Here is a 23295-nt window from a genome sequence, read left to right as displayed (position 1 = left end):
ATCCCGGCGGTGTGCATGCGGCTGCGCGGCACGGTCGCCGGGATCCCCGTTTCCACACCGTCGCAGAGGGCGTCCCCGCCAGGAAGCAGGGGAATCACATTATCGCGCCTGGCATGATTGCAGGAGCGACGGGAATGATCTCGCGACTGCGTGCCTTGCTCCCGATGAACGTCCGACGGAAGGAAAACCATGACCCGCATCGCCGTCATCGGAGGCACCGGCTACGCCGGCAGCAACATCGTCGCTGAGGCCGTCGACCGTGGCCACACCGTGGTCTCGGTCGCCCGCAGCATCCCCACCGAGCGCATCGAAGGTGCGACGTATGTCGAGGGCACCATCCTCGACGTGCCCTCCCTCGTCGCCCAGCTCGAGGGTGTCGACGTCGTCGTCGTGGCGATCTCGCCGCGCGGCGACATGGAGGGCAAGGTGCGCGAAGCGGTCGCCCAGCTGGTCGCCGCGCTCCCCGAGAACGTGCGGGTCGGCTTCATCGGCGGGGCCGGGGGGAGCCTGGTGGCCCCCGGCGGTCCGCGCCTGATCGACACCGACTTCCCCGAGGAGTTCAAGGCCGAGGCGTTCGAGGCCATCGGCGTGCTCGAAGACCTGCAGGCGACGGATGCCGCTCGCGACTGGTTCTTCGTGCACCCCGCCGGCGGCTTCGGGGCGTGGCATCCGGGTGAGCGCACCGGTCGCTACCGTGACGGCGGCGACGTGCTCGTCGTCGACGAGGCGGGCGACTCGTTCATCTCCGGACCCGACCTCGGCGTCGCCGTGGTCGACGAGATCGAGAACCCGCGACACCGGCGGGAGCGCTTCACCGTCGGGTACTGATCCGCACCGACCGGTGCGGCCTGACTACACCAGGTCGCGCCAGTCGACGGTCTCGTCGTCGTCGTCCTGCACCGGAATCGCCGACGTGCTCGTCATGACCGACAGGGTCTCGGTCTCGGGTCCGACGACCGTCGCCTCGTCGCGCCGGTGGCGCAGCACGTTTTCGATGTACGACGTCAGCGTCTCCGCCAGCGGCACCGAGCGGCCCCGCGACTGGGAGATGTACCACCGGTGCTCGAGCACCTGGTGGAAGACCTCGGCCGGTTCGAGCTTGGCTCGCAGATCCCACGGGATGGCCTTCACGACCGGCTCGAACACGCGCGTGAGCCATTCGTGCGCCACCATGTCCTCGTCCGAGCCCAGGCGCGACACGCGCGCCGCGAACTCGTCGAGGTCGTTGAGCAGTCGGCGGGCCTGGTTCTCCTCCACGTCGAGGCCGGTCAGCCGCAGCAGGCGGCGTTGGTGGTGCCCGGCATCCACGACCTTCGGCTGGATCGACACGCGCGTGCCGTTGTCGGTGGCCTCGATCGACATCTCGCCGATGTCGAAGCCCAGGTCGTTGAGCCGCTGCACGCGCTCGGTGATGCGCCACGACTCGTTGGCGGCGAAGGTCTCGCGGTCGGTGAGGGCAGCCCACAGTGCGTGGTACGACGACACGATGCCGTCGGCGATCGCCACGGCATCCACGCCGCCTTCCAGCCGGCCGCCTGCTTCGAGGTCCATGATCTCGCCGGCGATGTTGGTGCGCGCGACATCGAGGTCGTGCTCGCGCTGGCCGCGGGTGAGGCCGGACTCGTGCAGCTCGCCGGTCTCTGCGTCGACGAGGTAGGCCGCGAATGCACCGGCATCCCGGCGGAAGAGGGTGTTCGACAGCGACACGTCGCCCCAGAAGAAGCCGACGTTGTGCAGGCGCACCAGCAGGAGTGCGAGGGCGTCGACGAGGCGGGATGCCGTGTCGGGCCGCAGCACCTGCGTGAACAGCGCCCGGTAGGGGAGGGAGAACTTCAGGTGCGCCGTGACGAGGGCGGCCGGCAGCGGCTTGCCGTCGTCATCGGTGCGGCCGGCGATGACGGCGATGCGAGAGACGCACGGCACGTCGAGGCGGGCGAGGTTGCCCAGCATCTCGTACTCGCGGCGCGCCATCTCGGCGGTGGTCTCCTTGATCGCCACGACGCGGTTCGACAGGTTCGCGAAGCGCACGAGGTGGCGGGAGAGGCCCTTGGGAAGGGAGACGATCGTCTGCGACGGCCAGTCGGCCAGCGGCGTCGACCACGGCAGGGTCAGCAGACCCGGATCGACCGAACTCGCGGTGATGCTGAGGGCTGAAGGCACGGGGACTCCTGGCGAAACGGCGCGGCGCGGGCAGCCCCAAGGCTACCCGCGCCGCGCGAGGTGCAATGCGATCAGGCCGAGACGACCGGCTTGTCGTTCAGGCGCTCGCCCGACTCGATGTCGAAGGCGTGCACGTGACCGGCGGTCGCGGCGAGCGTGACCGTCTCGCCGGCGTTCGGGTGGTTGCGGCCGTCGACGCGAGCGACCAGGTCGGTGCGCTTGCCGTTGATCTCGGTGTGGCCGTACAGGTAGCCGTCGGCGCCGAGTTCCTCGACGAGGTCGACGACGACCGAGAGGCCCTTGCCGTCGGCGGGGCCGACGACGATGTCCTCGGGGCGCACGCCCACGGTGACCTGGCTGCCGTTGGCGCGGCCGACGGTGTCACGGTCCAGCGGCACGACCTCGTCGCCGAAGCGCACACCACCCTCGGCGAGGTCCGCCGAGAAGAGGTTCATCGCGGGGGAGCCGATGAAGCCGGCGACGAACACGTTGTTCGGCTTCTCGTACAGGTCGCGCGGGGTGCCGACCTGCTGCAGCAGACCGTCCTTGAGCACGGCGATGCGGTCGCCCATGGTGAGGGCCTCGGTCTGGTCGTGGGTGACGTAGACCGTGGTGACGCCCAGGCGACGCTGGAGCGACGCGATCTGGGTACGGGTCTGCACGCGGAGCTTGGCGTCGAGGTTCGACAGCGGCTCGTCCATGAGGAACACCTGGGGCTGACGCACGATGGCGCGACCCATGGCGACGCGCTGACGCTGACCACCCGAGAGGGCCTTCGGCTTGCGGGTCAGGTACTCCTCGAGGTCGAGCAGCTTGGCGGCCTCGAGCACGCGGGCGGCGCGCTCTTCCTTGCCGACGCCGGCGATCTTCAGGGCGAAGCCCATGTTCTCGGCAACCGTCATGTGCGGGTAGAGCGCGTAGTTCTGGAAGACCATCGCGATGTCGCGGTCCTTCGGCGGGACGTCGGTGACGTCGCGGTCGCCGATGAGGATGCGGCCCGAGTTGACCTCTTCGAGGCCGGCCAGCATACGCAGCGACGTGGACTTGCCACAGCCGGACGGGCCCACCAGCACGAGGAATTCGCCATCGGCGACCTCGAGGTTGAGCTTGTCGACGGCCGGGCGCGTGCCCCCGGGGTACAAGCGAGTTGCGTTGTCGAACGTGACAGTCGCCATGTTTCCTTCTCCTTCACCGGCAGGTACGTGCCGGACGATCCGTAGTGAAGTGATGCGGGGGCTGATTCCCGCGCGCCCGCCTTCGGGTGCCCCTCCAGTATGGCATGTCTGGGTTTTTCCCAGACACTCTGACTAGCATCGATATCGCCGCGCACACCCGAGCGGCCCCCGCCGGACAGCCGGCCGCACGTCTCTCAGAAGGTTCCATGTCCAGCGACGATCACTCGAACGCACCCGTGAAGCGCGACGCCCGCGAAGCGGTGCGTGAGAAGGCGCAGCTCGTGCACGCCAAACAGTCCCGCATGCGGATCATCCGGCGGTCGCTGCTGGGCGTGGGCGCCCTCGCCGTCGTTGCCGTCATCGCCGGATCGCTCGTGTGGGTCGTGTCCAGCAACGCCTCCAAGCCTCAGATGTCACCCGCCAACGAGGTCGACAACGGATTCGCCATCTCGTCGGTGACCGGAGCGCTCGGGCAGGCCGACGCCGAGCGCGGGATGGCCGAGGCGACGCCCGCTCCCGCCGAGGTCACTCCCAACGTCACGCTCGCCGAGCCGGCCGAGAGCGACGCCGCCGTCGACATCCGGGTCTACATCGACTACCTCTCCGAGGGGTCGCGCACGTTCCAGATGACCAACATGACGCAGCTCGCATCGTGGGTCGACGACGGCTCGGCATCGCTGACCTACTACCCGGTCGCCATGCTCAGCGCGAAGTCCAACGGCACCAAGTACTCCCTGCGCGCGGCCAGCGCCGCGGCCTGCGTGGCCACGCATTCGCAGGAGGCATTCTTCACCTACACCAACGAGCTGCTCACCAAGCAGCCCGACGTCGACGACGACGGCATGTCCGACAAGGAGCTGGCCGACCTCGCCCAGGCATCCGGCGTGAACGCGCCCAAGACCGTGCGCGAGTGCATCGACGAGGGGCGCTTCGCCTCCTGGGCTCGTGAGGCTACCGATCGTGCACTCAAAGGCATCCCCGACACCGACGGCCTGGCGCTGACCGGCACCCCGACGGTGCTCGTGAACGGCGAGCCGTACGTGGGCGCGCTGGACGACCCGGCCGAGTTCGCGCAGTTCGTGATGACGCTGGCCAGCGACGCGTACTACAAGGAGACCAACCCCACTCCGACGCCCACCCCCACGCCGTAAGCGGCAGTGCGTGGGCGCCGGTTAGTCACGGCGCGGGCTCGGGACGGGTGGCGCGCCCCGGCGTAGTCTGCGGATATGGAGACCGTGCTCCGCCCGCCGCGACGCTGGCGGGTGACGCTGGCGATCATCGCCGGGTTCAACCTGCTGTCCGCCGTGGTCGGCTTCGTCGGCCTGACCGCCGGCGGCGGTCTCGGGCTTCCCCTCGCATGGCTCCACGACAGTGTGTTCTCGTCGTACGTCTGGCCAGGCGTGATCCTCGGCATCGTGGTCGGCGGCTCGCAGGCGCTCGCCCTCGTCGCGCAGCGACGCCGACTCCGGCTGGCATGGGGTCTGCACGCCGCCGCGGGTCTCGTCATGATCGTCTGGGTCTTCGTCGAGATCGCGATCCTGCTCGTGTGGTCGCCGCTGCAGGGACTGTACTTCGCCACCGGCTTGCTGCAGGTCGTCGCGGCGGTGCTCGCGCTCGGCGCGTGGCCGCGACCGTTCTTCGCCGTGGAGGGCGCGGCGGCCGTGCACCGGACGCTCTAGACTCTGTGGTGGCTCCGTCGACGGCGGAGCCGAGTCTGCGGGGTTCGTGCGTGGCCGGTTCGACCGGGCGGCGTGAGCTCCCGCGGAAGCCCGGGATTCCGGGCTTGCCGGCTTGGCGCAATTGGTAGCGCACCGTACTTGTAATACGGGGGTTGCAGGTTCAAGTCCTGTAGCCGGCACCACGACACTCACGACGACGGCCAGTCGCCGTGCCCGTGCGACGCTGCGGCATCCAGCGCCGCCTCCGCCGCCCGGCGGCCTTCCGCGATCAGGCGCGGCACCGACGCCATCGTCCACTGCGCCATGCCTTCCATCTCGGGCTGGATCAGCACCACGGAGGGATCGCGCACGAGATCGGCCGTGCGACTGACGGTGCGCATCATGCGCACGTTCTCCCACTTCGCGTGCAGCCGCACCACGATCACGCGGGACGCCCCCAGGGTGCGGGCGGCATCGAATGGGACGTTATCGACGATGCCGCCGTCGGCCAGCAGCGCCCCGTCACGGCGCACCGGCGGCAGCAGACCCGGAACCGCGATCGTCGCCCGCAGTGCCTCGCTCAGCGGTCCGCGGTCGATCGTCACCGCGCGGCGGGTGCGCAGGTCGGTGGCCACGGCGCCGAACCGGCGGGGGAGGTCTTCGATGAGCGGGTCGCCGCCGAGGGTGCGGGTGACCGCGTCGGTCAGCACCCGGGTGTCGAGCAGCCCCCAGCGGGGAGTGAACGACCAGCGCGCGATCGCCCGCCAGCGGAACCGCTGCGCCAGCTCCTCGATCGCCGCGATCTCGAGGCCCGCGGCATAGACCGACGCGACCAGCGCGCCGGAGCTCGTGCCGGTGGCGATGCCGGGACGGATGCCGCGTTCCGCGAGTACCTGCAGCACACCGACGTGCGCCGCACCGAACGCGCCGCCGCCGCCGAGGGTTAGGCCCAGCGCCCGGTCATCGCCTGCGTCGCTCACAACGTCCTCCCGTCGCCGGTGGCGCCGTCCGCGGCGAATGTAACACCCCGCCCCTTACGTCCGGCCGTCCGCGGTGGCACGCTATGGATGCCGTCGCTCGAGTGGCCTGCATCCGCCGGTCCGTCGGGGTCGACGTACCACGTGCGCGGATCCGGAGGACGAGCAATGGGCGACGCGGGGAGTACCGGGGAACCGGTGGCGGTGCGGGTGCGCGGGCTCCACAAGAAGTACGGTGCGCACACTGCGCTGCACGCACTGGACCTCACCGTGCCACCGGGCTCGATCTTCGGGCTGATCGGCCCGAACGGCGCGGGCAAGACCACGACGCTGCGGGTGCTGCTCGACATCATCCGGCCCACGTCCGGGGAGGTGTCGGTGCTCGGCGCGGATCCGCGTGCGGGCGGCGCGGCGCTGCGACGCCGCATCGGGTACATCCCGGGGGAGCTGCGCCTGGCGAGTCGGGTGGGCGTGGGCGCCATGCTGCGCCACCTCGCCGAGATCAGCGGACCGGTCGCGCCCGGCGCCATCGAGAGCCTGGCCGAACGGCTGGGGCTGGACCTCACCCGCCCGGTGCGGACGCTGTCGAAGGGGAACAAGCAGAAAGTGGGGGTGGTGCAGGCCTTCATGCACCACCCCGCCCTGCTCGTACTGGACGAACCGACCAGCGGCCTGGACCCACTCGTGCAACGGGAAGTGCTCGCGATGCTGCGGGAAGCCCGTGACGACGGGCAGACGGTGCTGCTCAGCTCCCACGTGCTCAGCGAGATCCAGCAGACCGCCGACGACGTCGCCGTGCTGGCGGAAGGACGCGTCGTGGCGGAAGGATCCGTGGCGACTCTGCGCATCGCGAGCGTGCGCCGCCTCCAGGCCACCCTCGCAGGCGGCGCCGGGGAGGCGCTGCGGACGGAACTGGACGGGGTGCCCGGTGTCGCCGACCTGGATATCACCGCGCTGGGCGAGTTGACACGGGTGTCGGCCACCGTCCGCGGCGACATCGACCCGGTCATCCGCGCTCTGTGCACCGGGATGATCCGGGAGCTGACCGTGGAGGAGCCCGACCTGGAGGAATCGGTGCTCGGGCTCTACGGCGCGGCGTCCGGCGCCACGCGACGGAGGCGGTCATGACGGCCGAGGTCCGCGCACCCGCCCGCCCGGTGGTGGTTCCCGTGCTGCGCCGCGGGCTGCTCGACGGCTGGCGGGGCCAGATCGGCTGGTCGATCGGCATCGTCGCGATCGTCGGACTCTACCTGCCGCTGTTCCCTGCGATGCGCTCGCCGGAGTTGACGGGGCTGCTGGACTCCCTGCCCCGTGAGTTGGTGCGCACCATCGGGTACGAGGACATCGCCACCGGTGCCGGGTACACGCAGGCGACGTTCTTCGGCTTGATCGGCTTCGTGCTCATCACCATCGCGGGGATCGTGTGGGGTGCCGCCGCGATCGGCGGTGCCGAGGAGTCGGGACGTCTCGAACTGACGCTCGCCCACGCGGTGGGCCGCGTGCAGTACGCCCTGGAGAGCGCCGTCGCCGCGATGGTGAAGCTGCTTCTGCTGGGCGTCGTCGCGTGGATCGCGGTCGCGATCCTCAACGGCCCCGCCGAGCTCGATGTGAGCACGAGCAACCTGGCGGCGGTCGTGCTCGCCTGGGTCGGAGTGGGACTGTTCTCAGCGACCGCCGCGCTCGCCGCCGGTGCCGTCGCCGGCCGCAGGTCGTGGGGCGTGGGGATAGGCGCGGGGGTCGCTGTCGCCGGCTACGTGCTGCAGGCCGTCGCCAATAACGCCGACGACCTCGACGGACTGCGCATCTTCTCGCCGTTCGAGTGGGCGTTCGGGCAGGCACCCCTCGCGAACGGCGTCGACGGCCCGGGGCTCGCGTTGCTGTGGGGAGGCAGCGCCCTGCTCACCGCGGTCGCGACGGCGGCGCTCGCGCGCCGCGACGTCACCGGATGACCAACGAAAGGAACGACACCATGATCCTCGACGAGACCTACACACTGGCCAATGGTGTGCAGATCCCCAAACTGGGCCTCGGGACCTGGTTCATCGACGACGACAAGGTCGGCCGCGCGGTCGGCGACGCCATCGGCATCGGGTACCGCAACATCGACACGGCACAGGCGTACGGCAATGAGCGCGGTGTCGGCGAAGGCGTCCGCGGCAGCGGCGTGCCGCGCGAGCAGTTGTTCGTCTCCACCAAGCTCGCCGCCGAGATCAAGGAGCACGATGCCGCAGTCGCCGCGATCGACGGCTCGCTGGCCACGCTCGACATCGACTACATCGACCTGATGCTCATCCACAGCCCGCAGCCCTGGAACGACTTCCGTGGCGGTGGCTACGACGAGGGCAACCGCCAAGCGTGGCGGGCGCTGGAGGAGGTGCACGCCGCGGGCAGGATCCGCGCCATCGGCGTCTCCAACTTCCAGCAGCGCGACATCGAGAACATCCTCGAGGTCGCCACCGTCGCCCCGCAGGTCAACCAGATCCTCGTGCACATCGGCAACACCCCGACCGAGCTCATCGACTACTGCCAGGATGCCGGAGTGCTCGTCGAGGCCTACTCGCCGATCGCGCACGGCGAGATCCTGCACCGTCCCGAGCTCCGGGCGGTCGCCGAGCGGTACGGCGTCTCGGTGCCGCAGTTGTGCATCCGCTACACCCTGCAGCTGGGTGCGGTGTCGCTGCCCAAGACCGCGAACCCCGAGCACCAGCGCGCCAACGCCGACGTCGATTTCGTCATCTCCGACGACGACATGGGGACGCTTCGGAACCTCGATCTGCGCGACTACGGCAGATCGTCCGCGTTCCCGGTCTACAGCGGCAGATAGCCGCGCGTCAGCTCTGCCGGAGCGCGACCTCGAGTTGCGCGAGCCCGTACTCGAACGCGCCGTCCACATCGCCGCCGAGGCGGAAGGCGCCGGCCAGCTCCATGCTGAGGAACCCGGTCGCCCAGGCGGTCACGAGGCGCGCGGCATCCAGTGCCCGTTCCTCTCCGACCGTCGCACGCGCCGCCTGCAGCACCGGCTCGCTCGTGCGCTGCAGGTGGGCGAGGTCGGGGGAGGAGGCGTAGAGGTAGCGGAAGCCCTCGGGGTGCGTGTGCGCGAACGTGCGGTAGGCGTGCGCGAGGCCGGTGAGCGTGCCGTCGGATGCCGCGAGCACGGTGCCGAGGTCGTCGACGATGTCCTCGGCGATGAGCTGGAGCAGCGCCTCGCGGTCGCGCACCCGCTTGTACAGCGAGGGTGCGCGCACTCCTACCCGGTCGGCGACGGCCTGCATGCTCACCTTCGCGGGCCCGCCCCGTTCGAGCAGCTCCCGCCCAGCCGTGACGATGGCCGCGAGCGAGGTGCGATCGGGTGTCGGCATGGACGGTCCTCCTTGATGGCTATTGACGTAAGCCATGATAGCTAAGTATCGTAGCCAACGCCATCATCTCCGGGAGGACACCATGCGACTCGGACCGCACCTGCACCGCATCGGCAACGACATCGTCGCCGCGTACCTCGTCGTGACCCCCGAGGGGATCACCGTGATCGACGCCGGTCTCCCCGGCCACGAGCGGGATCTCCGCGCCGAGCTGGCGGGCATCGACCGCTCGATCGACGACATCCGCGGCATCGTGCTCACTCACGGCGACAGCGACCACCTCGGCTTCGCCGAGCGGCTGCGGCGCGATCACGGCGTGCCCGTCTTCGTGCACGCTGCCGACGCCGACCGCGCCCGTGGCGGAGACAAGCCGAAGACGCCGATGGGGCGGGTGCGGGTGGGGCCGCTGCTCGGTTTCTTCGGCTATGCGCTGCGCAAGCGCGGTATGCGCACCACCTACCTGAGTGAGGTCGTCGAGGTCGCCGACGGCGAGGTGCTCGACCTGCCGGGCGCCCCGCGCGTGATCGGGATGCCTGGACACTCGCCCGGGAGCATCGCGGTGTATGTGCCCATGGCGGATGCCGTCTGCGTCGGCGACGCCCTCACCACCCGCCACGTGCTCACGGGGCGCACCGGGCTCGGGCCCGCCCCCTTCACCGATGCGCCCGACGACGCGCTGGCGTCTCTCGAGCGGCTCGCGGGCCTCGAGGCGACGTGGGTGCTCCCCGGCCACGGCGCGCCGTGGCGGGGGTCGCCCGACGAGGTCGCCGCCGTCGTGCGCGCGGCGGTCGCGACGAGCTGACGCCGGGTCGCCGCGGTCCGCGTGGCGTTACGAGGTGGTGGCCCGTGCGCTGCCGGCGCGGTCGGCGTGGGCGATCATCGCGTCGAACGCGGCATCCAGCTCGGTGTCCACCCGCTGCTGATCGGGGTGCGCGTCGTAGAACGCCACGATGCGCCGTGCGCCTTCGTCGAAGGTCACGGTGGTGCGGAACCCGGGCACCAGGCGCGTCACCTTCGACACGTCGAAGACGACGGAATGCGCCTTGTCGCCCAGCAGCGTGGGGCCGAGATCGGGTGCCCACGCGGCGATCGTTTCGCTGGCCACGTGCACGAAGCGCGGGTCGGTGACGCCGGCGGCGTCGGCCAGCCACCCGTAGATCTGGTTCCAGCTGGGCGCGTGGGTCCCGGTGATGGTGAACGCGTCGCCGATGGCAGCCGGATTGCCGAGGATGCCGGTGAACGCGACCGCGAAGTCGTCGGCGTGCGTGATTGTCCACAGGCTCGTGCCGTCGCCGTGGACCACGACGGGCTTGCCCGCCCGCAGGCGCGCGATGTCGGTCCAGCCGCCGATCGTGGGGATCTTCGTCTCGTCGTACGTGTGCGACGGCCGCACGATCGTCACCGGCAGCGCGCGCGACCGATGCGCGTCGACCAGCAGCTGCTCGCACGCGATCTTGTCGCGGGAGTACTGCCAGAACGGGTTCCGCAGCGGCGTCGATTCGGTGACCGGCAGATATCGCGGCGGTTTCTCGTAGGCGGATGCCGAGCTGATGTAGACGTATTGCCCGGTGCGGCCCTCCACGGCCGAGAGCACGGTGGCGACGTGCTCGGGCACGAAGGAGAGGAAGTCGGCGACCACGTCGAAGCGCTGGTCGCCGATCGCGGCGCGGATCGACTCGGCGTCTCGCACGTCGCCGGTCAGCCGCCGCACCTCCGGGGGAAGATCGCGGTCGCGGGAACCGCGGGTGAGCACGGTGACGTCGTGGCCGGCGGCGACTGCGGCGCGCACGCACGCCGTGCTGATGGTGCCGGTGCCGCCGAGGAAGAGCAGGCGCAGGGAGGTCATAGCCCGACCCTAACGAGCGTCGGGGCGCGCTGCACGGGCGATGTCAGCCCCGGGCGCGCGCCTCGAGCAGCTCGCGCCAATTGCCGGGGACCCGGCCTCGCGGCCCGGGCGACGGCTGATCGAGGGGCCTGCTCGTCGGCGGCGCCAACGGCGGACCGTCGACGAGTTCCTTGCCGACGAAGTCCCAGAACCAGTCCTCGCCCGGCTCGAAGCTCTGCATGTAGCGGTGGCCCGTCGCGCGGAAATGCGCGGTGGCGTGCGTGCCGAGCGACGAGTCGCAGCATCCGACGTGGCCGCACGCGGCGCACCGCCGCAGATGCACCCACCAGCCGCCGATGTCGTCGCATTCGCGGCATCCCGTGCCCGAGGGTGGCACGGCCGGATCGATCTGGTCCTGGGGCATCGTGCCTCCTGTCGCCCGATTTCGTCCGTGGCACTCTACGCGGCGGTATCCTCGGGGACCAGACGTGCCGCAGTGGCTGCCGAACCCATCGTGCGAGCGGAGAAGCGGATGAGCGACCTCTCGATCATCGACGCACCACCGCGCGATCCGCGCGCCCGCGGCCGGGGGAAGCGGGAGTCCATCGCGGCCATGGTCCGCGCGATGGGGCGCCAGCGCATGGGTGCGCTGCTGCTGCTGCTCGCCACCGTCGCCGCGATCGTCTGGGCCAACGTCGCCGCGGGTGCCTACACGTCGTTCTGGGAGACCGACCTGTCGATCGGGGTCGGCGACCTGCGACTGGACTTCACCCTCCATGCTCTCGTCAACGACGCGCTCATGGCGATCTTCTTCTTCACCGTCGGGCTGGAGGTGCGTCGCGAGTTCGCCATCGGGGAGCTCACCAGCTGGTCGCGTGCGATGGTGCCGGTCATCGCCGCGGTGGCGGGCCTGGCCGTGCCGGCGCTGCTGTTCGTGCTGGTCGCGGGCTCCAGCGGTCAAGCCCACGCGTGGGGAGTGGTGATCTCCACCGACACCGCGTTCCTGGTCGGCGCGCTCGCGCTCGTGGGCCCGCGGGTCCCCGGCCGGCTGCGCGTGTTCCTCCTGGCGCTCGCCGTGGTCGACGACATCGGCGCGCTCAGCATCATCGCGTTCGTGTACACCGAGGACTTCTCGCCGATGCCGCTCCTCATCGCCGCGGTGGGGCTCGCCGGCGTCTACGCGACCCGTTACCTGCGCGGCGGGCGGGGGCCGGTGTACGCGACGCTCAGCATCATCGTCTGGCTGGCCTTCCTCGCCTCCGGCGTGCATCCCACCCTCGCCGGTGTCGCGATCGCGCTGCTCGTGCCGGTCTACCGCCCCAACCGCCGTGACGTGGAGCACGCCCTCGAGCTCGCCCGCACCTTCCGGCAGTCGCCGAACACCGAGTACGCCCGCGCCGCGGCGAACAGCCTGCGCGAGTCGATCTCGATCAACGAGCGGCTGCAATCCGCGTACGCGCCGTACGTGGCCTACGTGATCCTTCCGGTGTTCGCGCTCGCGAACGCCGGGGTCGTCGTCTCGCCCGAGATCCTGCGGGCGGCGGTGGTGTCGCCGCTCACCTGGGGCATCATCGTCGCGCTCGTGGTCGGCAAGTTCGTGGGCGTGTTCGGTTCGGCGGCGGTCATGCGGATGCTGCGGGTGGGCGAGTTCGGTCCGGGGCTGACCCTCGACCGCATCGCCGGGGGCGCGGCACTGTGCGGCATCGGCTTCACGATCTCGCTGTTCATCGTCGACATCGCCATCGACGACGCGATGGCCCAGAACGAGGCGCGGGTCGGGGTGCTCGTGGCATCCGTCATCGCGTTCGTGCTCGCCACCGTCATCTTCCGCGTGTCCGACGCCGTGCACCCCGACGCCGAGAGCGGGCAGGTGCTCGTCCGCCCGGTCGATCCGAGGCGTGATCACGTGTTCGGTGCCGCCGACGCGCCCTACACGATCGTGGAGTACGGCGACTTCCAGTGCCCCTTCTGTCTCAAGGCGTCGGGATCGATCCAGCAGGTGCACGACGCGCTGGGCGACCGGCTGCGCTACGTCTGGCGTCACGCGCCGCTGACCCGGCAGCACCCCAACGCGCTCGCCGGGGCGGAGGCGTCGGAGGCAGCCGCCCGGCAGGGCAAGTTCTTCGAGTTCGAGCGGGCGCTGTTCGCCGATCAGGACAACCAGCGCCCCGCCGACATCGTGCGCATCGCCGAGCGCATCGGGCTGGACGTGGCGCGGTTCGAGCGCGACCTGGAATCGGCCGAGGTCGCGGCCCGCGTGCAGGACGACATGCTCGACGCGGAGGCGATGAACATCACCTCGGTGCCGACCCTGTTCATCAACGGCCGCCGCCACACCGGACCCTACGACGCGCAGGCGCTCATCCGCGCGCTCGGGGAGATGGATGCCGCGGCCGCGTCGACGCCCGTCGAGCGCTGAGGAGGCGCCATGACCACCGCACCCGTCACCGACCCGCGGCTCGCCCCGAGCCTCACCGACGAGCAGTGGGCGCGATTGACCGCCCGCGCGGAGCCCGTGGACATCCCCGCGGGGGAGTACGTCTTCCGCACCGGGGAGAGCGACTACCCGATGATCCTCGTGGACGACGGCGAGATCGAGCTGCTGCGCGACGCGCTGAGCTGGAGCGAGGAGGTGGTGCTCGCGAGCGTCGGTCCGCGGTCGTTCGCGGGGGAGCTGGGGCTGCTCAACGGGCAGCGTGCCTTCCTCTCGGCGCGGGCCACCCAGCCGAGCCGGGTGCGCAGGCTCTCGCGCGCCGAACTGCGGCGGCTGCTGACCGACGATGACGAGCTCGGCGACATCATCCTGCACGCGCTGTGGGAGCGGCGGGAGTCCCTGCGCCGCGGTCCCGCCGCGATGACGCTCAAGTTCGTCGGGTCGGGAGGGACGAGCGAGTTCCTGGCGCTGCGCCGGTTCGCCGAGCGGCTCGACCTCGTGCACACCGCCGTCGCGCTGCCGCCGGGCGAGGCGCTGACGCATCCGCTGCACCAGTACGCGCGGGAGGACCTGCCCATCGCGTTCATCCAGGGTGAGCCCATCGTGCGGGCGACCCCCGGCATCGTCGCGGAGCAGCTGGGCCTCAGCTACGAACCCGGAGATGAGGGCACCGCCGACGTCATCGTGATCGGCGGCGGACCCGCCGGGCTGGCGGCGGCGATCTACGCGGCATCCGAAGGCCTGTCGACCGTGCTGCTGGACTCCGTCGCCCCCGGTGGGCAGGCGGCGGCGACCGCGCGGATCGAGAACTTCCTCGGGTTCCCGTTCGGCGTCAGCGGCGGCACCCTCATCGGGCAGGCGTCGCTGCAGGCCATCAAGTTCGGCGTGCGGGTGTGCGCGCCGTGCGAGGCGGTGGGCCTGCGCGCCGTCGGCGACGAGGTCGCCGTGGACCTCGCCGACGGTCGCACCGCCCTGGCGCGCACGGCGATCGTCACAGCCGGCGCGGCGTACCGCCGGCTGCAGCTGGACCGGTGGGAGGACTTCGAGCACTCCGCGATCTACTACGCCGCCACCCCGCTCGAGCTCAAGCAGGTAGCCGGTGCGCCCGTGGTGGTCGTCGGCGGCGCGAACTCGGCGGGTCAGGCGGCGCTGTACCTCGCGGCCAACGACTGCCCCGTGCATCTCGTGGTGCGCGGACCCGACCTGCAGGCGCGGATGTCGTCGTACCTCGTCGACCGCATCGCCGAGAACGGCCGCATCCAGGTGCATACCGGCTCGCGCGTCGTCGGGCTCGGCGGCGAGACGGCGCTCGAGACCGTCGAGATCGACACCGCCGGCCCCGTGGTCGCGCACGGTCTCTTCTGCTTCATCGGCGCCGACCCCGCCACCTCATGGCTGGAGTCGATCGACCGCGACCAGGCCGGGTTCATCCGCACCGGCACCGACATCACCCACCAGTCGCTGACGCAGTGGCGACCGCTCGGACGCGAGCCGCTGCCGTTCGAGACCTCGATCCCACGCGTCTTCGCCGCCGGTGACGTGCGCCGCGGGTCGATGAAGCGCGTCGCGGCTGCCGTGGGGGAGGGATCGAGCGCCGTGGCATCCGTGCACCGCGCGCTGGCAGGGTGAGGCCCGCCCCCGGTGAACGCACCGAGGGCGGACGCCCGCCTCAGACGGTGATGCCCGCCGCGCGCACCTGTGCGATCACCTCGGCACCCGACAGCACATCGGCGTAGCGACGCCCGACGTCGCGCATGTTGTCGGCGTGCGCCTGGGCGTCCTGGTCGCCGCAGCAGTCCTCGGCGACGATGGTGCGGAACCCGAGCGAGAAGGAATCGATGATCGATGCGCGCACGCATCCCGATGACGTGCATCCCATGACGATCACGGTGTCGACGTCCCAGAACCGCAGGATGGATGCCACGTCGGTGCCGAAGAACGCGGAAGGGAAGCGCTTCTCGACGACGGCGTCCGCGGGGGCGAGCACGCGGGGGTCGATGGTGGCCAGGTCGCTGTCGGGTGTGAACGCCGCGAGGTTCGCAGCCGCCTTCCAGTGCCCCAGCTCCCACGGGCCGCGGTACGCGACGAAGCTGTGCAGCACGGGGACGCCGAGGGCGCGCAACTCCTGCAGCACCTCGCCGGCACGCGTGGTGGCGGCGTCGACGTGCGCGCTCTGCGCCATCGGGTTGGTGCCGCCGGTGAAGCCCAGTTGCAGGTCGACGACGACGACCGCGCTCTTGCGGCCGAAGCCGACGGGACGGGCGCCGTAACCGGCGGCGGTGAATGCATCGGACATGGGAGCTCCTTCGATGGGGGTCAGGGGAGGGTGGGAAGCAGCCGCGGCGGCAGCGACCAGGCGAGGAGGAGGGAGACGGCTGCGAGCACACCGGCCAGCAGGACGACGGCCGGCCACCGGCCGACGTCCCATGCCAGGCCCATGCCCAGCGCGCCGACCGATGATCCGCCGTAGTAGAAGAGGGTGTACCAGGCCGACCCCGTCGTGGGGGTGGCGATCGTGCGGGGAACCAGACCGCTCGCGGTCGCGTGCACGATGAAGAAACCGGCGGCGAGGGCCAGCAGCCCGGCGATGACGACCCACAGGATCGTCGACAGCGTGAGTGCGATGCCCACGATGACGATCACCGCACCGATCGTCGTCGCCCCGCGCACACCGTGGCGGTCGATCAGGATGCCGGTGCGCATCGACGACAGCGTGCCGGCCAGGTACGTGAGGAACAGCAGCGAGACGGCGGTGAGGCTGAGGGAGAACGGGGGCTCGGTCATCCGGAACGTCAGGGCGTTGAACAATCCGACGAACACGGCCGTGCCCAGTCCGCCCAGTGCGTACAGGCGCAACCGCAGCGCGCGGGCACCGGGAGGGGGCGTCACGGTGCGGGTGTGCCCCGCTGCCGGCGCGGGGGGACGCCGTGCCGCGTGCCGGACGAGCAGCAGCCCGACGGCCGCCGCGATCAGCAGCGCGGCATCCACCGCCAGCAGGCCCCAGCGCCAGCCGAACGCATCCGCCACAATGCCCGACAGCACCCGGCCCGTGATGCCGCCGGCGGTCGTGCCTGCCACGTACATCGCCGCGACGCGGGCGGCATCGGCGCGGTCGACGACGCTGGTGGTCCACACGATCGCCGCCACGAGCACGGCGCTGCTGGCGATGCCGGCGAGGAAGCGGATGACGACGAGGGCTTCCCAGCCGGGCACGGTCGCGGTGGCCGCCGTCAGCAGCGCCGCCGCGCACAGTCCCGCCGCGACCGAGCGACCGCGCCCGAACCGCGCCGCCAGCGCCGCCATCGGGAACACCCCGAGAGCGATGCCGAGCGTCGTCGTGGACACCACGAGGTTCGCCTCGAAGGCGCTGCGGCCGAACTCGCGTGCGATCTCGGACAGCAGCGGCTGCGGCGCGTAGATCCCCGACATCACCGCGACGCCCACGGCGAGCGCGCCGATCGCGACGCGTTGTGCGCGTGCGGTTGCCATCAGTGCGTGGCGAACGCCGCGCGCGTCTGCGCGAGGTCGAACCCGGCGGTCAGGCACAGGCTCAGCAGGATGCGCGCCGCCTGCGGCGACAGCGAGTCGCTGGAGACCAACCCGCGGCGATCGAAGTCGCGGCGGTGGTGCACCCGGCCGCTCGAGGCGCGGCTGGACTGCACGACCATGACCCCCGCCGCGGCTGCGGCATCGATCGCCGCCTCGACGGGTGCCGGGCTCATGCTCGGCGGCAGCGCCGCCATCACCACTCCGGTGACCCCGTCGGCCAGCGCGCGTTCGAGCAGCCGGGGAGTGGAGCCGGCCCACGTCGGCACGATCTCGGTCGGTGCGAGCTCGACGGCGGGGTCCTCGAGCACGTGCCTGAACGCACTGGTCGTGGTGTGCGCGCGCAGGTCCTTGCGGTACATCCAGACATCGCCGTACGCGTCGATCTCGCCGAGCGGACCGTACGCGCGGGCGCGGAAGGCATCGAGCGCGTGGTTCGCGGCCTTCGTGACGTCGCGTGCACACAGGATGTGGTCGTCCATCGCGACCAGCACGCCGTGACCGCGCGCCGCGGGCGAGGCGGCCAGGCAGATCGCGGATGCCAGGTTCGTCTGGGCATCCGAGCCGAGCGCGGTGGGCGGGCGCTGCGCCCCGACGAGCACGACCGGCAGGTCGGTGGGGACGGTCAACTGCAGGAAGTACGCCGTCTCCTCGAGCGTCGCCGTGCCGTGCGCGATGACCACGCCGACGATGTCGGGCTCCTCCCGCTCGATACGCAGGATCTCTTCGCGCAGGCGTCGCCAGACGGTGAGATCCACGTCGTTGCTGCGCATCCGCGTGAACCGCCGCGTGACGACGTCGATGTGATCGGGAAAGCGGTACAGCGGGAGGGCCTGCTCGTCGGTGAGGACGAGGGCGAGGTCGACGTAGTCGAGACGGTCGGTCTCGTCTCGGCCTCCGCTGCCGATGGTGCCGCCGGTCAGCAGCACGGCGACCCTGGGGCGGGTGTCAGTCATGGGATTCCTTCGTGTCTGGGGGAGGCGGGGCGGCGGCGGATCAGTTGAGCATGCTGTCGGGAAGCCACGTGGCGAGCTGCGGCCAGGCGGTCACCGCGACGATCGCCACGACGATGCCGATCAGCATGAGCAGCGCGCCGCGGTACGCCTCGGCGAGCTTGGTCTGGGTCACCCCGGCGACGATGAACGTCACGATGCCGATGGGCGGCGCGATGAGTCCGATGTTCAGCAGCATGACCGAGAAGACGCCGTACCAGACCGGGTCGAAACCGGCCGTCACGGTCATCAGCGGAAAGGTGACGGGCAAGGTCAACAGCATGAACGGCATCTCGTCGACGAACATGCATCCGACGATGTAGATGAGGGCGACCAGTAGCAGGATGCCGATGGGGTCCAATCCGAGGTCAGTCACCCAGAGCACGACCGTCTGCGGAATGCGGGCGAGGGTGAGGAACTGCCCGAAGAAGCCGGCGCCGATGAACAGTCCGAAGATCATGACGGTGACCTTCAACGTCTGCGTGACGGCGTCGACGAAGCCGCCCCAGGTGAGCCGGCGCATCACGAGTGCCAGCACGATCGCGCCCAGCGCGCCGACCGCCGCGATCTCGGTGGGGGAGGCGATGCCGGTGTACAGGCACACCATCAGCAGTCCGATGAGCGCCACGACGGGGATGACGCCGATCACGGTGCGTCGCTTCTGCTCCCAAGAGGTGCGCGGGCCACGCGGGGCCAGCCCCGGCCGCACGACCGCGATCACCATGATGAGCGCGGCCAGCAGTGCCGCCAGCAGCACGCCGGGCACGATCCCCGCCATCATGAGCTGGCCGATCGAGGTCTCCGTCGAGATGCCGTAGACGATGAGCACCACGCTCGGCGGGATCAGGGTGGACAGCGTCGAGCCTGCCGCCACCGCGCCGGTGGACAGCGCCCTGCTGTAGCCGCGGGCGTCCATCGCGGGGACCGCCATGCGGGACATGACCGTGGCGGAGGCCACCGACGTGCCCGACATGGCCCCGAACACTCCGCCGGCGAAGATGCTCGAGACGGCCAAGCCGCCGGGGAGGCGGCCGAACCAAGCCGCGACGGCATCGAACAGGTCATTGGACAGCCGTGCGTTCTGCACGACGTAGGCCAACAGGACGAACAGCGGGATCGTGATCAGGCTGAAGTTGGTGCCTTCTCCGTACGCGACCGTTTCGAGCTGGCCGAGGACGATGTCCAGGCTTCCGGTGAGCAGGAACACGCCGACCAGGCCGGCGGTGGCCATGGTCCAGGCGACGGGGATCCCGGCCAGGAGCATGACGACGAACAGGATCAGAGACAGGGCGATTTCCATGGTGGGTTCTCTCTCAGACGCCGTCGACGGTGGGATCTGCCGGTGCGGGCGGCTGGCCGATGTTGATCAGGCACGTGACGGACATGAGCGCCGAGCCGGTGGCGACGATCGCGTACCCCACGAACACCGGCAGCCCGAACGAGACCGTGGAGACCTCGCCCGCCTGGAACGACTCCAGTGCGCGGGTTCCGACGACCAGGGCGATCGCCCCCCACAACAGCCCGGCGACGAGCAGCGCGACGCCGCGGAACGCCCGCTGCCCGCCCGGCGGGAGCCGGTCGACGATCACACCCAGCCGCACCTGCCCGTCTCCGCGGACGGACAGGGCCATGCCCATGAACACCACCAGTGGCAGCAGGAGCGTCGTGGTCATCTCCATGACGCCGTCGATCGGACGCTTCAGGAAGTAGCGGGCGATGACGTCGGCGCAGAACAGCAGCATGAGCGCCACGAGCGCCGCGCCGCCGGCGGTCGTGACGAGCCGTTCCAGCCACCGGGTGAGGCGGTTCACGAGCATGAGCGTTCCTTTCCTCGCAGCAGCGACGTCAGTACGTGGACGGGGTCCACTCGTCGACCGGCTGGGGAGTGATGTCCCGCAGGGCGTCGAGCGCGTCGACAGCCGCCTGCGCCTCGGCGCCGAGACCGCGCTCGCTCGCCATTCGCGCCACCCACCGGTCGAGGACGGCCGAGACGGTCTCGCGCACCGCGGCGCGTTCGCCCTCGGTGACCTCGTAGACGCTGATGCGCTCCGCCGTGTCCTGCTTGGCCTTCTCATCCTCCGCGTCGATGCCTTCGGCGATGGCGAGGGAGTACTCGCGGCCGAGTTCGCGCAGCGCCTCACGCACTTCCTCGTCCAGCGACTTCCACTTCGCCTCGGACATCGCGAACATCACCAGGCCCGCGTTCCAGTTGGCGAGCCCCTGCGTCGCGTCGGTGGTGACCTCGCCCAGTGACAGCGCGGGCATCGTGTACCAGCCCGCCGTCGTCCCGTCGATCGCGCCCTGGTCCATGCGCAGGTAGATCTCGGTGCTGGAGTCGGTGGTCGCGGTCGCGCCGAGGGCAGCGACGATCTCGCCCTGCAGGCCGGTGGCGCGGATGCGACGGCCCTCGAAGGCCGTCGCGACATCTCCGATCTCGGCGTTGCGCAGGAAGAGCTCGTACGGCGAGACCGACGTGCACACGATCGGAACGACGCCGGCCGCCCTGATCTCGGACGCGAACGGTTCCTGCTGGCACATCTCCCACATCGCCTGGGCCGACAGCGCCGCGGTCTCCCACGCGGCGCCGGCGGTCACCTGCAGCAGCGGGAACTCCGCGGGGTGGTAGGCCACGGTCGTCGAAGCCATGTCGGCGATGCCGCTCTTGAGCATCGTCAGGGTGTCGCCCACGGCGCCCAGGCCCTCGGAGGGGTAGTGCTCGATGCCGACCGCGCCGTCCGTGGCCTCAGCCAGGGCTGCGCCGAACGGCTCCCACCCGTCGGCGTTGAACGGGTGCGCGGGCGGGTTCCAGTCGTTCGTGCGGAACGTCGTGCCGGGCGCGTCGGCGGTGTCGGCGGCGGCGGTGCTGCTGCACGCGACCAGAGAGCTGCCGAGGATGCCGGTGAGAGCGAGTACTCCGATGAGGTGACGTCTGTTGCGCATGAGGTGCCTCTCAGTGGACCGCCGAAGCGGTGCGGATCAACTTCTATAGAAGTTAGGGAGGCTTCATTTCCTGAAAGTTTCGGCGGGGTTCCGGGAAATGGCGGAATTGCGCGCTTTTGATTCGATCTCGCAACAGAACTATCCGCAGACCCTTCGCGGAGTGGGGATGATCTATAGAATCAAGAGGGAAGAACGGGGTTGACGATGAAGCAAAACCCGCAGACCAACCGGGAAAGCGTGCTGGCCCGGCTGCGCTCGGAGATCTACGGAGGGGCGCGTGCTCCGGGTTCCCGTCTGGTGCAGACGGAGTTGGCTCGCGAGTACGGCGTGAGTGCGACGCCGGTGCGCGAGGCGATGCGGGACCTCGCCAACGAGGGCCTCATCACGGTGGTCGCGCACCGCGCCGCGCGCGTGCGCCGGCTCGACCCGGCCGAGGCCGTCGACATCAACGAGCTACGGCTGCTTCTGGAGCCTTATGCGGCAGGCCAGGCGGTCGAGCGGATCAGCGCCGACGAGGTCGCCGAGCTGGAGGATCTTCATGCCCGTATGTCGGGGGTGCACAGCGCCGACTGGGTGGAGCTGAACCACCGGTTCCACATGATCATCATCGAGGCGACCCGCAATCCCACGCTCGTGGGCATCCTCACCAACCTGCGCAATGTCAGCCGCTTCTACTTCGAAGCCGCGCTGCGCGCCGACGGTGGCGACTACGCCAAGCGCGATCTGGAGCACGCCGAAATCATCGACTGCCTGCGTCGTCGAGACGCGGAGGGGATCGAGGCCACCATGGCTCGGCACTTCTCGCCGTCGACGGAGCTGCGCCGACGACTTGCGCTGTTGGCCGAGTGATCCGCCGGATCGGGAGTGGCTGCGCAGGCGCGGCCGGTCAGATGCCGTCGACGGTGTAGCGGCGCTCGATGCCGTCGGTCGCGCGACCCCAGTCGCTCGCGGCGGTGCGCGCTTGGTGGGCCTGCAGCGCCGCGGCATCCGCGAACCGTTCCTCGACCCGCCAGACGAGCGGGTCCTCCGTCGGAGTGACCTCGAACGAGAGGCAGCCGGGTTCGGCGCGCGTGGAGGTGACATGCGGCCCGAGCTCGGCGGCGATGACGGCCGCCTGCTCCTCGTTCTCGCAGACGAGCAGACCGCTCAGGCGCACCGGACTCATACCGTCATCGTATTCGCCGAAGAGGATCCCGACCGGCCGTACCCGTGGGTGGCAGCCGGTCGGGATCAGGGCGGTCAGTCCCCGAAGCGGGCGACGAGACGCCCCGTGACCTGGTTGTTCTTGAGGCGCTCGAGGCCCTCGCCGATCTCGTCGAAACCGATCTCGGTGTAGACCGGCTCGATCTCCTTCGACAGCAGCAACGCGAAGACCTCTTCGATGTCGGCGACGCTGCCGCCGAGCGAACCGAGCAGGTTCTTGCCCAGGATCGCGTTGGTGGGCACGGTGAACGTCGGCTTGCCGAGCCCCACCTGCACCGCGGTGCCGCCACGGCGCACGGCGGCGAGTGCCTTGGCGGTGGTGTCGAATCCGGCGTAGTCCACGACGAGGTCGAAGTTCTGGCCCGCCCACTCATCGGCATCCTTCACGACACCGGCGACGCCGGCGGCCAGCGCGAGCGGCCACACGTCTTCCTTCACCTCGGCGACGTGCACCTCGGCGCCGGCGAGAACCGCCGCGCGGGTGCCGATCTGCCCGAGGCCGCCGTAGCCGATGACGCCGACCTTCATGCCCGCGGTCGCGCCGCCGGTCTTCATGATCGCGTGGTGCGAGGTCATGCCGGCATCCGTGGCGAGCGCGGCGAGGGCGAGGTCGAGGCCCTCGGGCACCCGGGCCAGGTCGGCGGCGTTGGCCACCAGCTGGTCGGCGAACCCGCCGTGGGTGAACATGCCCGCCGGAGGGCGCTCCCCGGACGAGCACACGCCGACGACATCGCCGACACTCCATCCGGTGACGCCCTCGCCGATGGCACTGATGACGCCGGCGTTCTCGTGCCCCTGCGTCATCGGCAGGAACGGCATGACGGCGTCACCCAGCTCCATGTACATGATGTCGCTGTGGCACAGGCCCGCCGCCTTGACGTCGATGACGACTTCGCCCGGTCCTGCCGTCGCTTCGGGAACCTCGTTGAGTGCGATCGGCTTGCGGTCGCCCTCGTACTGCCATGCCTTCATCTGGTGCTCCTTCTTCTTCGCGGCGCGCCGGAAGCGCACCCGTTTTCAGGCTAG

General features: G+C 70.5%; 24 protein-coding genes and 1 tRNA gene. 11 read left to right on the top strand and 14 right to left on the bottom strand.

Annotation, left to right across the window (positions count from 1 at the left end; translation table 11 throughout):
* Nucleotides 1–189: 189 nt before the first annotated feature.
* On the top strand, nt 190–828 hold the full coding sequence (locus ACFVR6_RS07075) for an NAD(P)-dependent oxidoreductase (RefSeq protein WP_386960471.1): 639 nt from the start codon (nt 190–192) through the stop codon (nt 826–828).
* Nucleotides 829–852: 24 nt separating this feature from the next.
* Here ACFVR6_RS07075 and ACFVR6_RS07070 read toward each other — a convergent pair whose 3' ends face one another.
* Together ACFVR6_RS07070 and ACFVR6_RS07065 are read right to left on the bottom strand one after the other, a co-directional pair.
* Nucleotides 853–2160 carry a DUF4032 domain-containing protein gene (locus ACFVR6_RS07070; RefSeq protein WP_386960468.1) on the bottom strand — a complete coding sequence of 436 codons (1308 nt, stop codon included), beginning with the start codon at nt 2158–2160 and terminating at the stop codon, nt 853–855.
* 71 nt (nt 2161–2231) lie between these two features.
* Nucleotides 2232–3335 (bottom strand): ABC transporter ATP-binding protein, encoded by a 1104-nt coding sequence (locus tag ACFVR6_RS07065; protein WP_386960465.1) that lies wholly within the window; start codon nt 3333–3335, stop codon nt 2232–2234.
* A gap of 206 nt (nt 3336–3541) precedes the next feature.
* Here ACFVR6_RS07065 and ACFVR6_RS07060 point away from each other — a divergent pair, with 206 nt between their 5' ends.
* The 3 genes from ACFVR6_RS07060 to ACFVR6_RS07050 all read left to right on the top strand — a co-directional run bounded on the left by ACFVR6_RS07060 (nt 3542) and on the right by ACFVR6_RS07050 (nt 5196).
* Nucleotides 3542–4486 (top strand): DsbA family protein, encoded by a 945-nt coding sequence (locus ACFVR6_RS07060; RefSeq protein ID WP_386960462.1) that lies wholly within the window; start codon nt 3542–3544, stop codon nt 4484–4486.
* Between the two features lie 75 nt (nt 4487–4561).
* Nucleotides 4562–5014 (top strand): hypothetical protein, encoded by a 453-nt coding sequence (locus ACFVR6_RS07055; protein WP_386960460.1) that lies wholly within the window; start codon nt 4562–4564, stop codon nt 5012–5014.
* A 106-nt stretch (nt 5015–5120) separates the two neighbouring features.
* A tRNA-Thr gene (locus tag ACFVR6_RS07050) sits at nt 5121–5196 on the top strand.
* 6 nt (nt 5197–5202) lie between these two features.
* On the opposite strand, the gene ACFVR6_RS07045 is transcribed toward ACFVR6_RS07050, so the two are convergent.
* Nucleotides 5203–5973, bottom strand: a complete 771-nt coding sequence (locus ACFVR6_RS07045) for a patatin-like phospholipase family protein (protein ID WP_386960457.1) — start codon at nt 5971–5973, stop codon at nt 5203–5205.
* A gap of 165 nt (nt 5974–6138) precedes the next feature.
* Here ACFVR6_RS07045 and ACFVR6_RS07040 point away from each other — a divergent pair, with 165 nt between their 5' ends.
* Genes ACFVR6_RS07040 through ACFVR6_RS07030 form a run of 3 tightly spaced genes read left to right on the top strand, consistent with a single transcriptional unit; the run spans nt 6139 to nt 8794 of the window.
* A complete protein-coding gene (locus tag ACFVR6_RS07040; protein ID WP_386960454.1) occupies nt 6139–7098 on the top strand; it encodes an ABC transporter ATP-binding protein in 960 nt (319 codons plus the stop codon).
* The gene (locus ACFVR6_RS07035; RefSeq protein ID WP_386960452.1) at nt 7095–7919 is read left to right on the top strand and encodes an ABC transporter permease subunit; all 825 of its coding nucleotides are present in this window, start codon (nt 7095–7097) and stop codon (nt 7917–7919) included. The genes ACFVR6_RS07040 and ACFVR6_RS07035 overlap by 4 nt, the downstream gene beginning before the upstream one ends.
* On the top strand, nt 7916–8794 hold the full coding sequence (locus tag ACFVR6_RS07030) for an aldo/keto reductase (protein ID WP_386960450.1): 879 nt from the start codon (nt 7916–7918) through the stop codon (nt 8792–8794). The genes ACFVR6_RS07035 and ACFVR6_RS07030 overlap by 4 nt, the downstream gene beginning before the upstream one ends.
* Nucleotides 8795–8801: 7 nt before the next feature.
* Here the strand turns inward: ACFVR6_RS07030 and ACFVR6_RS07025 are convergent, their stop codons facing one another.
* A complete protein-coding gene (locus ACFVR6_RS07025) occupies nt 8802–9329 on the bottom strand; it encodes a TetR/AcrR family transcriptional regulator (protein WP_386960447.1) in 528 nt (175 codons plus the stop codon).
* 82 nt (nt 9330–9411) lie between these two features.
* Between ACFVR6_RS07025 and ACFVR6_RS07020 the strand changes: the two genes are divergently transcribed.
* Nucleotides 9412–10131: an MBL fold metallo-hydrolase gene (locus tag ACFVR6_RS07020; RefSeq protein WP_386960443.1), complete on the top strand. Its 720-nt coding sequence runs from the start codon at nt 9412–9414 to the stop codon at nt 10129–10131.
* A 27-nt stretch (nt 10132–10158) separates the two neighbouring features.
* Here ACFVR6_RS07020 and ACFVR6_RS07015 read toward each other — a convergent pair whose 3' ends face one another.
* The gene (locus ACFVR6_RS07015; protein ID WP_386960442.1) at nt 10159–11175 is read right to left on the bottom strand and encodes an SDR family oxidoreductase; all 1017 of its coding nucleotides are present in this window, start codon (nt 11173–11175) and stop codon (nt 10159–10161) included.
* Between the two features lie 43 nt (nt 11176–11218).
* Nucleotides 11219–11578, bottom strand: a complete 360-nt coding sequence (locus ACFVR6_RS07010) for a UBP-type zinc finger domain-containing protein (RefSeq protein ID WP_386960439.1) — start codon at nt 11576–11578, stop codon at nt 11219–11221.
* A gap of 108 nt (nt 11579–11686) precedes the next feature.
* Between ACFVR6_RS07010 and nhaA the strand changes: the two genes are divergently transcribed.
* Nucleotides 11687–13573: a Na+/H+ antiporter NhaA gene (gene nhaA / locus ACFVR6_RS07005; protein WP_386960436.1), complete on the top strand. Its 1887-nt coding sequence runs from the start codon at nt 11687–11689 to the stop codon at nt 13571–13573.
* A 9-nt stretch (nt 13574–13582) separates the two neighbouring features.
* Nucleotides 13583–15217, top strand: coding sequence for an FAD-dependent oxidoreductase (locus ACFVR6_RS07000; protein WP_386960434.1), 1635 nt, complete (start codon nt 13583–13585; stop codon nt 15215–15217).
* Between the two features lie 40 nt (nt 15218–15257).
* Here the strand turns inward: ACFVR6_RS07000 and ACFVR6_RS06995 are convergent, their stop codons facing one another.
* Genes ACFVR6_RS06995 through ACFVR6_RS06970 form a run of 6 tightly spaced genes read right to left on the bottom strand, consistent with a single transcriptional unit; the run spans nt 15258 to nt 21066 of the window.
* The gene (locus ACFVR6_RS06995) at nt 15258–15884 is read right to left on the bottom strand and encodes a cysteine hydrolase family protein (RefSeq protein WP_386960431.1); all 627 of its coding nucleotides are present in this window, start codon (nt 15882–15884) and stop codon (nt 15258–15260) included.
* A gap of 20 nt (nt 15885–15904) precedes the next feature.
* On the bottom strand, nt 15905–17077 hold the full coding sequence (locus ACFVR6_RS06990; protein ID WP_386960428.1) for an MFS transporter: 1173 nt from the start codon (nt 17075–17077) through the stop codon (nt 15905–15907).
* On the bottom strand, nt 17077–18090 hold the full coding sequence (locus ACFVR6_RS06985; RefSeq protein ID WP_386960425.1) for an asparaginase: 1014 nt from the start codon (nt 18088–18090) through the stop codon (nt 17077–17079). The genes ACFVR6_RS06990 and ACFVR6_RS06985 overlap by 1 nt, the downstream gene beginning before the upstream one ends.
* A gap of 40 nt (nt 18091–18130) precedes the next feature.
* Nucleotides 18131–19426, bottom strand: coding sequence for a TRAP transporter large permease (locus ACFVR6_RS06980; protein ID WP_386960422.1), 1296 nt, complete (start codon nt 19424–19426; stop codon nt 18131–18133).
* A gap of 13 nt (nt 19427–19439) precedes the next feature.
* Nucleotides 19440–19943, bottom strand: a complete 504-nt coding sequence (locus ACFVR6_RS06975; RefSeq protein ID WP_386960419.1) for a TRAP transporter small permease — start codon at nt 19941–19943, stop codon at nt 19440–19442.
* Between the two features lie 28 nt (nt 19944–19971).
* Entirely contained in the window at nt 19972–21066 is a 1095-nt protein-coding gene (locus ACFVR6_RS06970) for a hypothetical protein (RefSeq protein ID WP_386960417.1), read from the bottom strand.
* A 237-nt stretch (nt 21067–21303) separates the two neighbouring features.
* On the opposite strand from ACFVR6_RS06970, the gene ACFVR6_RS06965 reads away from it, so the two are divergent.
* The gene (locus ACFVR6_RS06965; protein WP_386960414.1) at nt 21304–21915 is read left to right on the top strand and encodes a GntR family transcriptional regulator; all 612 of its coding nucleotides are present in this window, start codon (nt 21304–21306) and stop codon (nt 21913–21915) included.
* 37 nt (nt 21916–21952) lie between these two features.
* Here the strand turns inward: ACFVR6_RS06965 and ACFVR6_RS06960 are convergent, their stop codons facing one another.
* Together ACFVR6_RS06960 and ACFVR6_RS06955 are read right to left on the bottom strand one after the other, a co-directional pair.
* Nucleotides 21953–22231, bottom strand: coding sequence for a putative quinol monooxygenase (locus ACFVR6_RS06960; RefSeq protein WP_386960411.1), 279 nt, complete (start codon nt 22229–22231; stop codon nt 21953–21955).
* Between the two features lie 74 nt (nt 22232–22305).
* Nucleotides 22306–23280: an alcohol dehydrogenase catalytic domain-containing protein gene (locus tag ACFVR6_RS06955; RefSeq protein ID WP_386960408.1), complete on the bottom strand. Its 975-nt coding sequence runs from the start codon at nt 23278–23280 to the stop codon at nt 22306–22308.
* Nucleotides 23281–23295: the final 15 nt, after the last annotated feature.

This window comes from Microbacterium sp. NPDC058021 (assembly GCF_042885955.1).
Lineage (GTDB): Bacteria > Actinomycetota > Actinomycetes > Actinomycetales > Microbacteriaceae > Microbacterium.
Note: the sequence above shows the minus strand (reverse complement) of the source record. Positions and strands in the feature narration are given on the sequence as shown.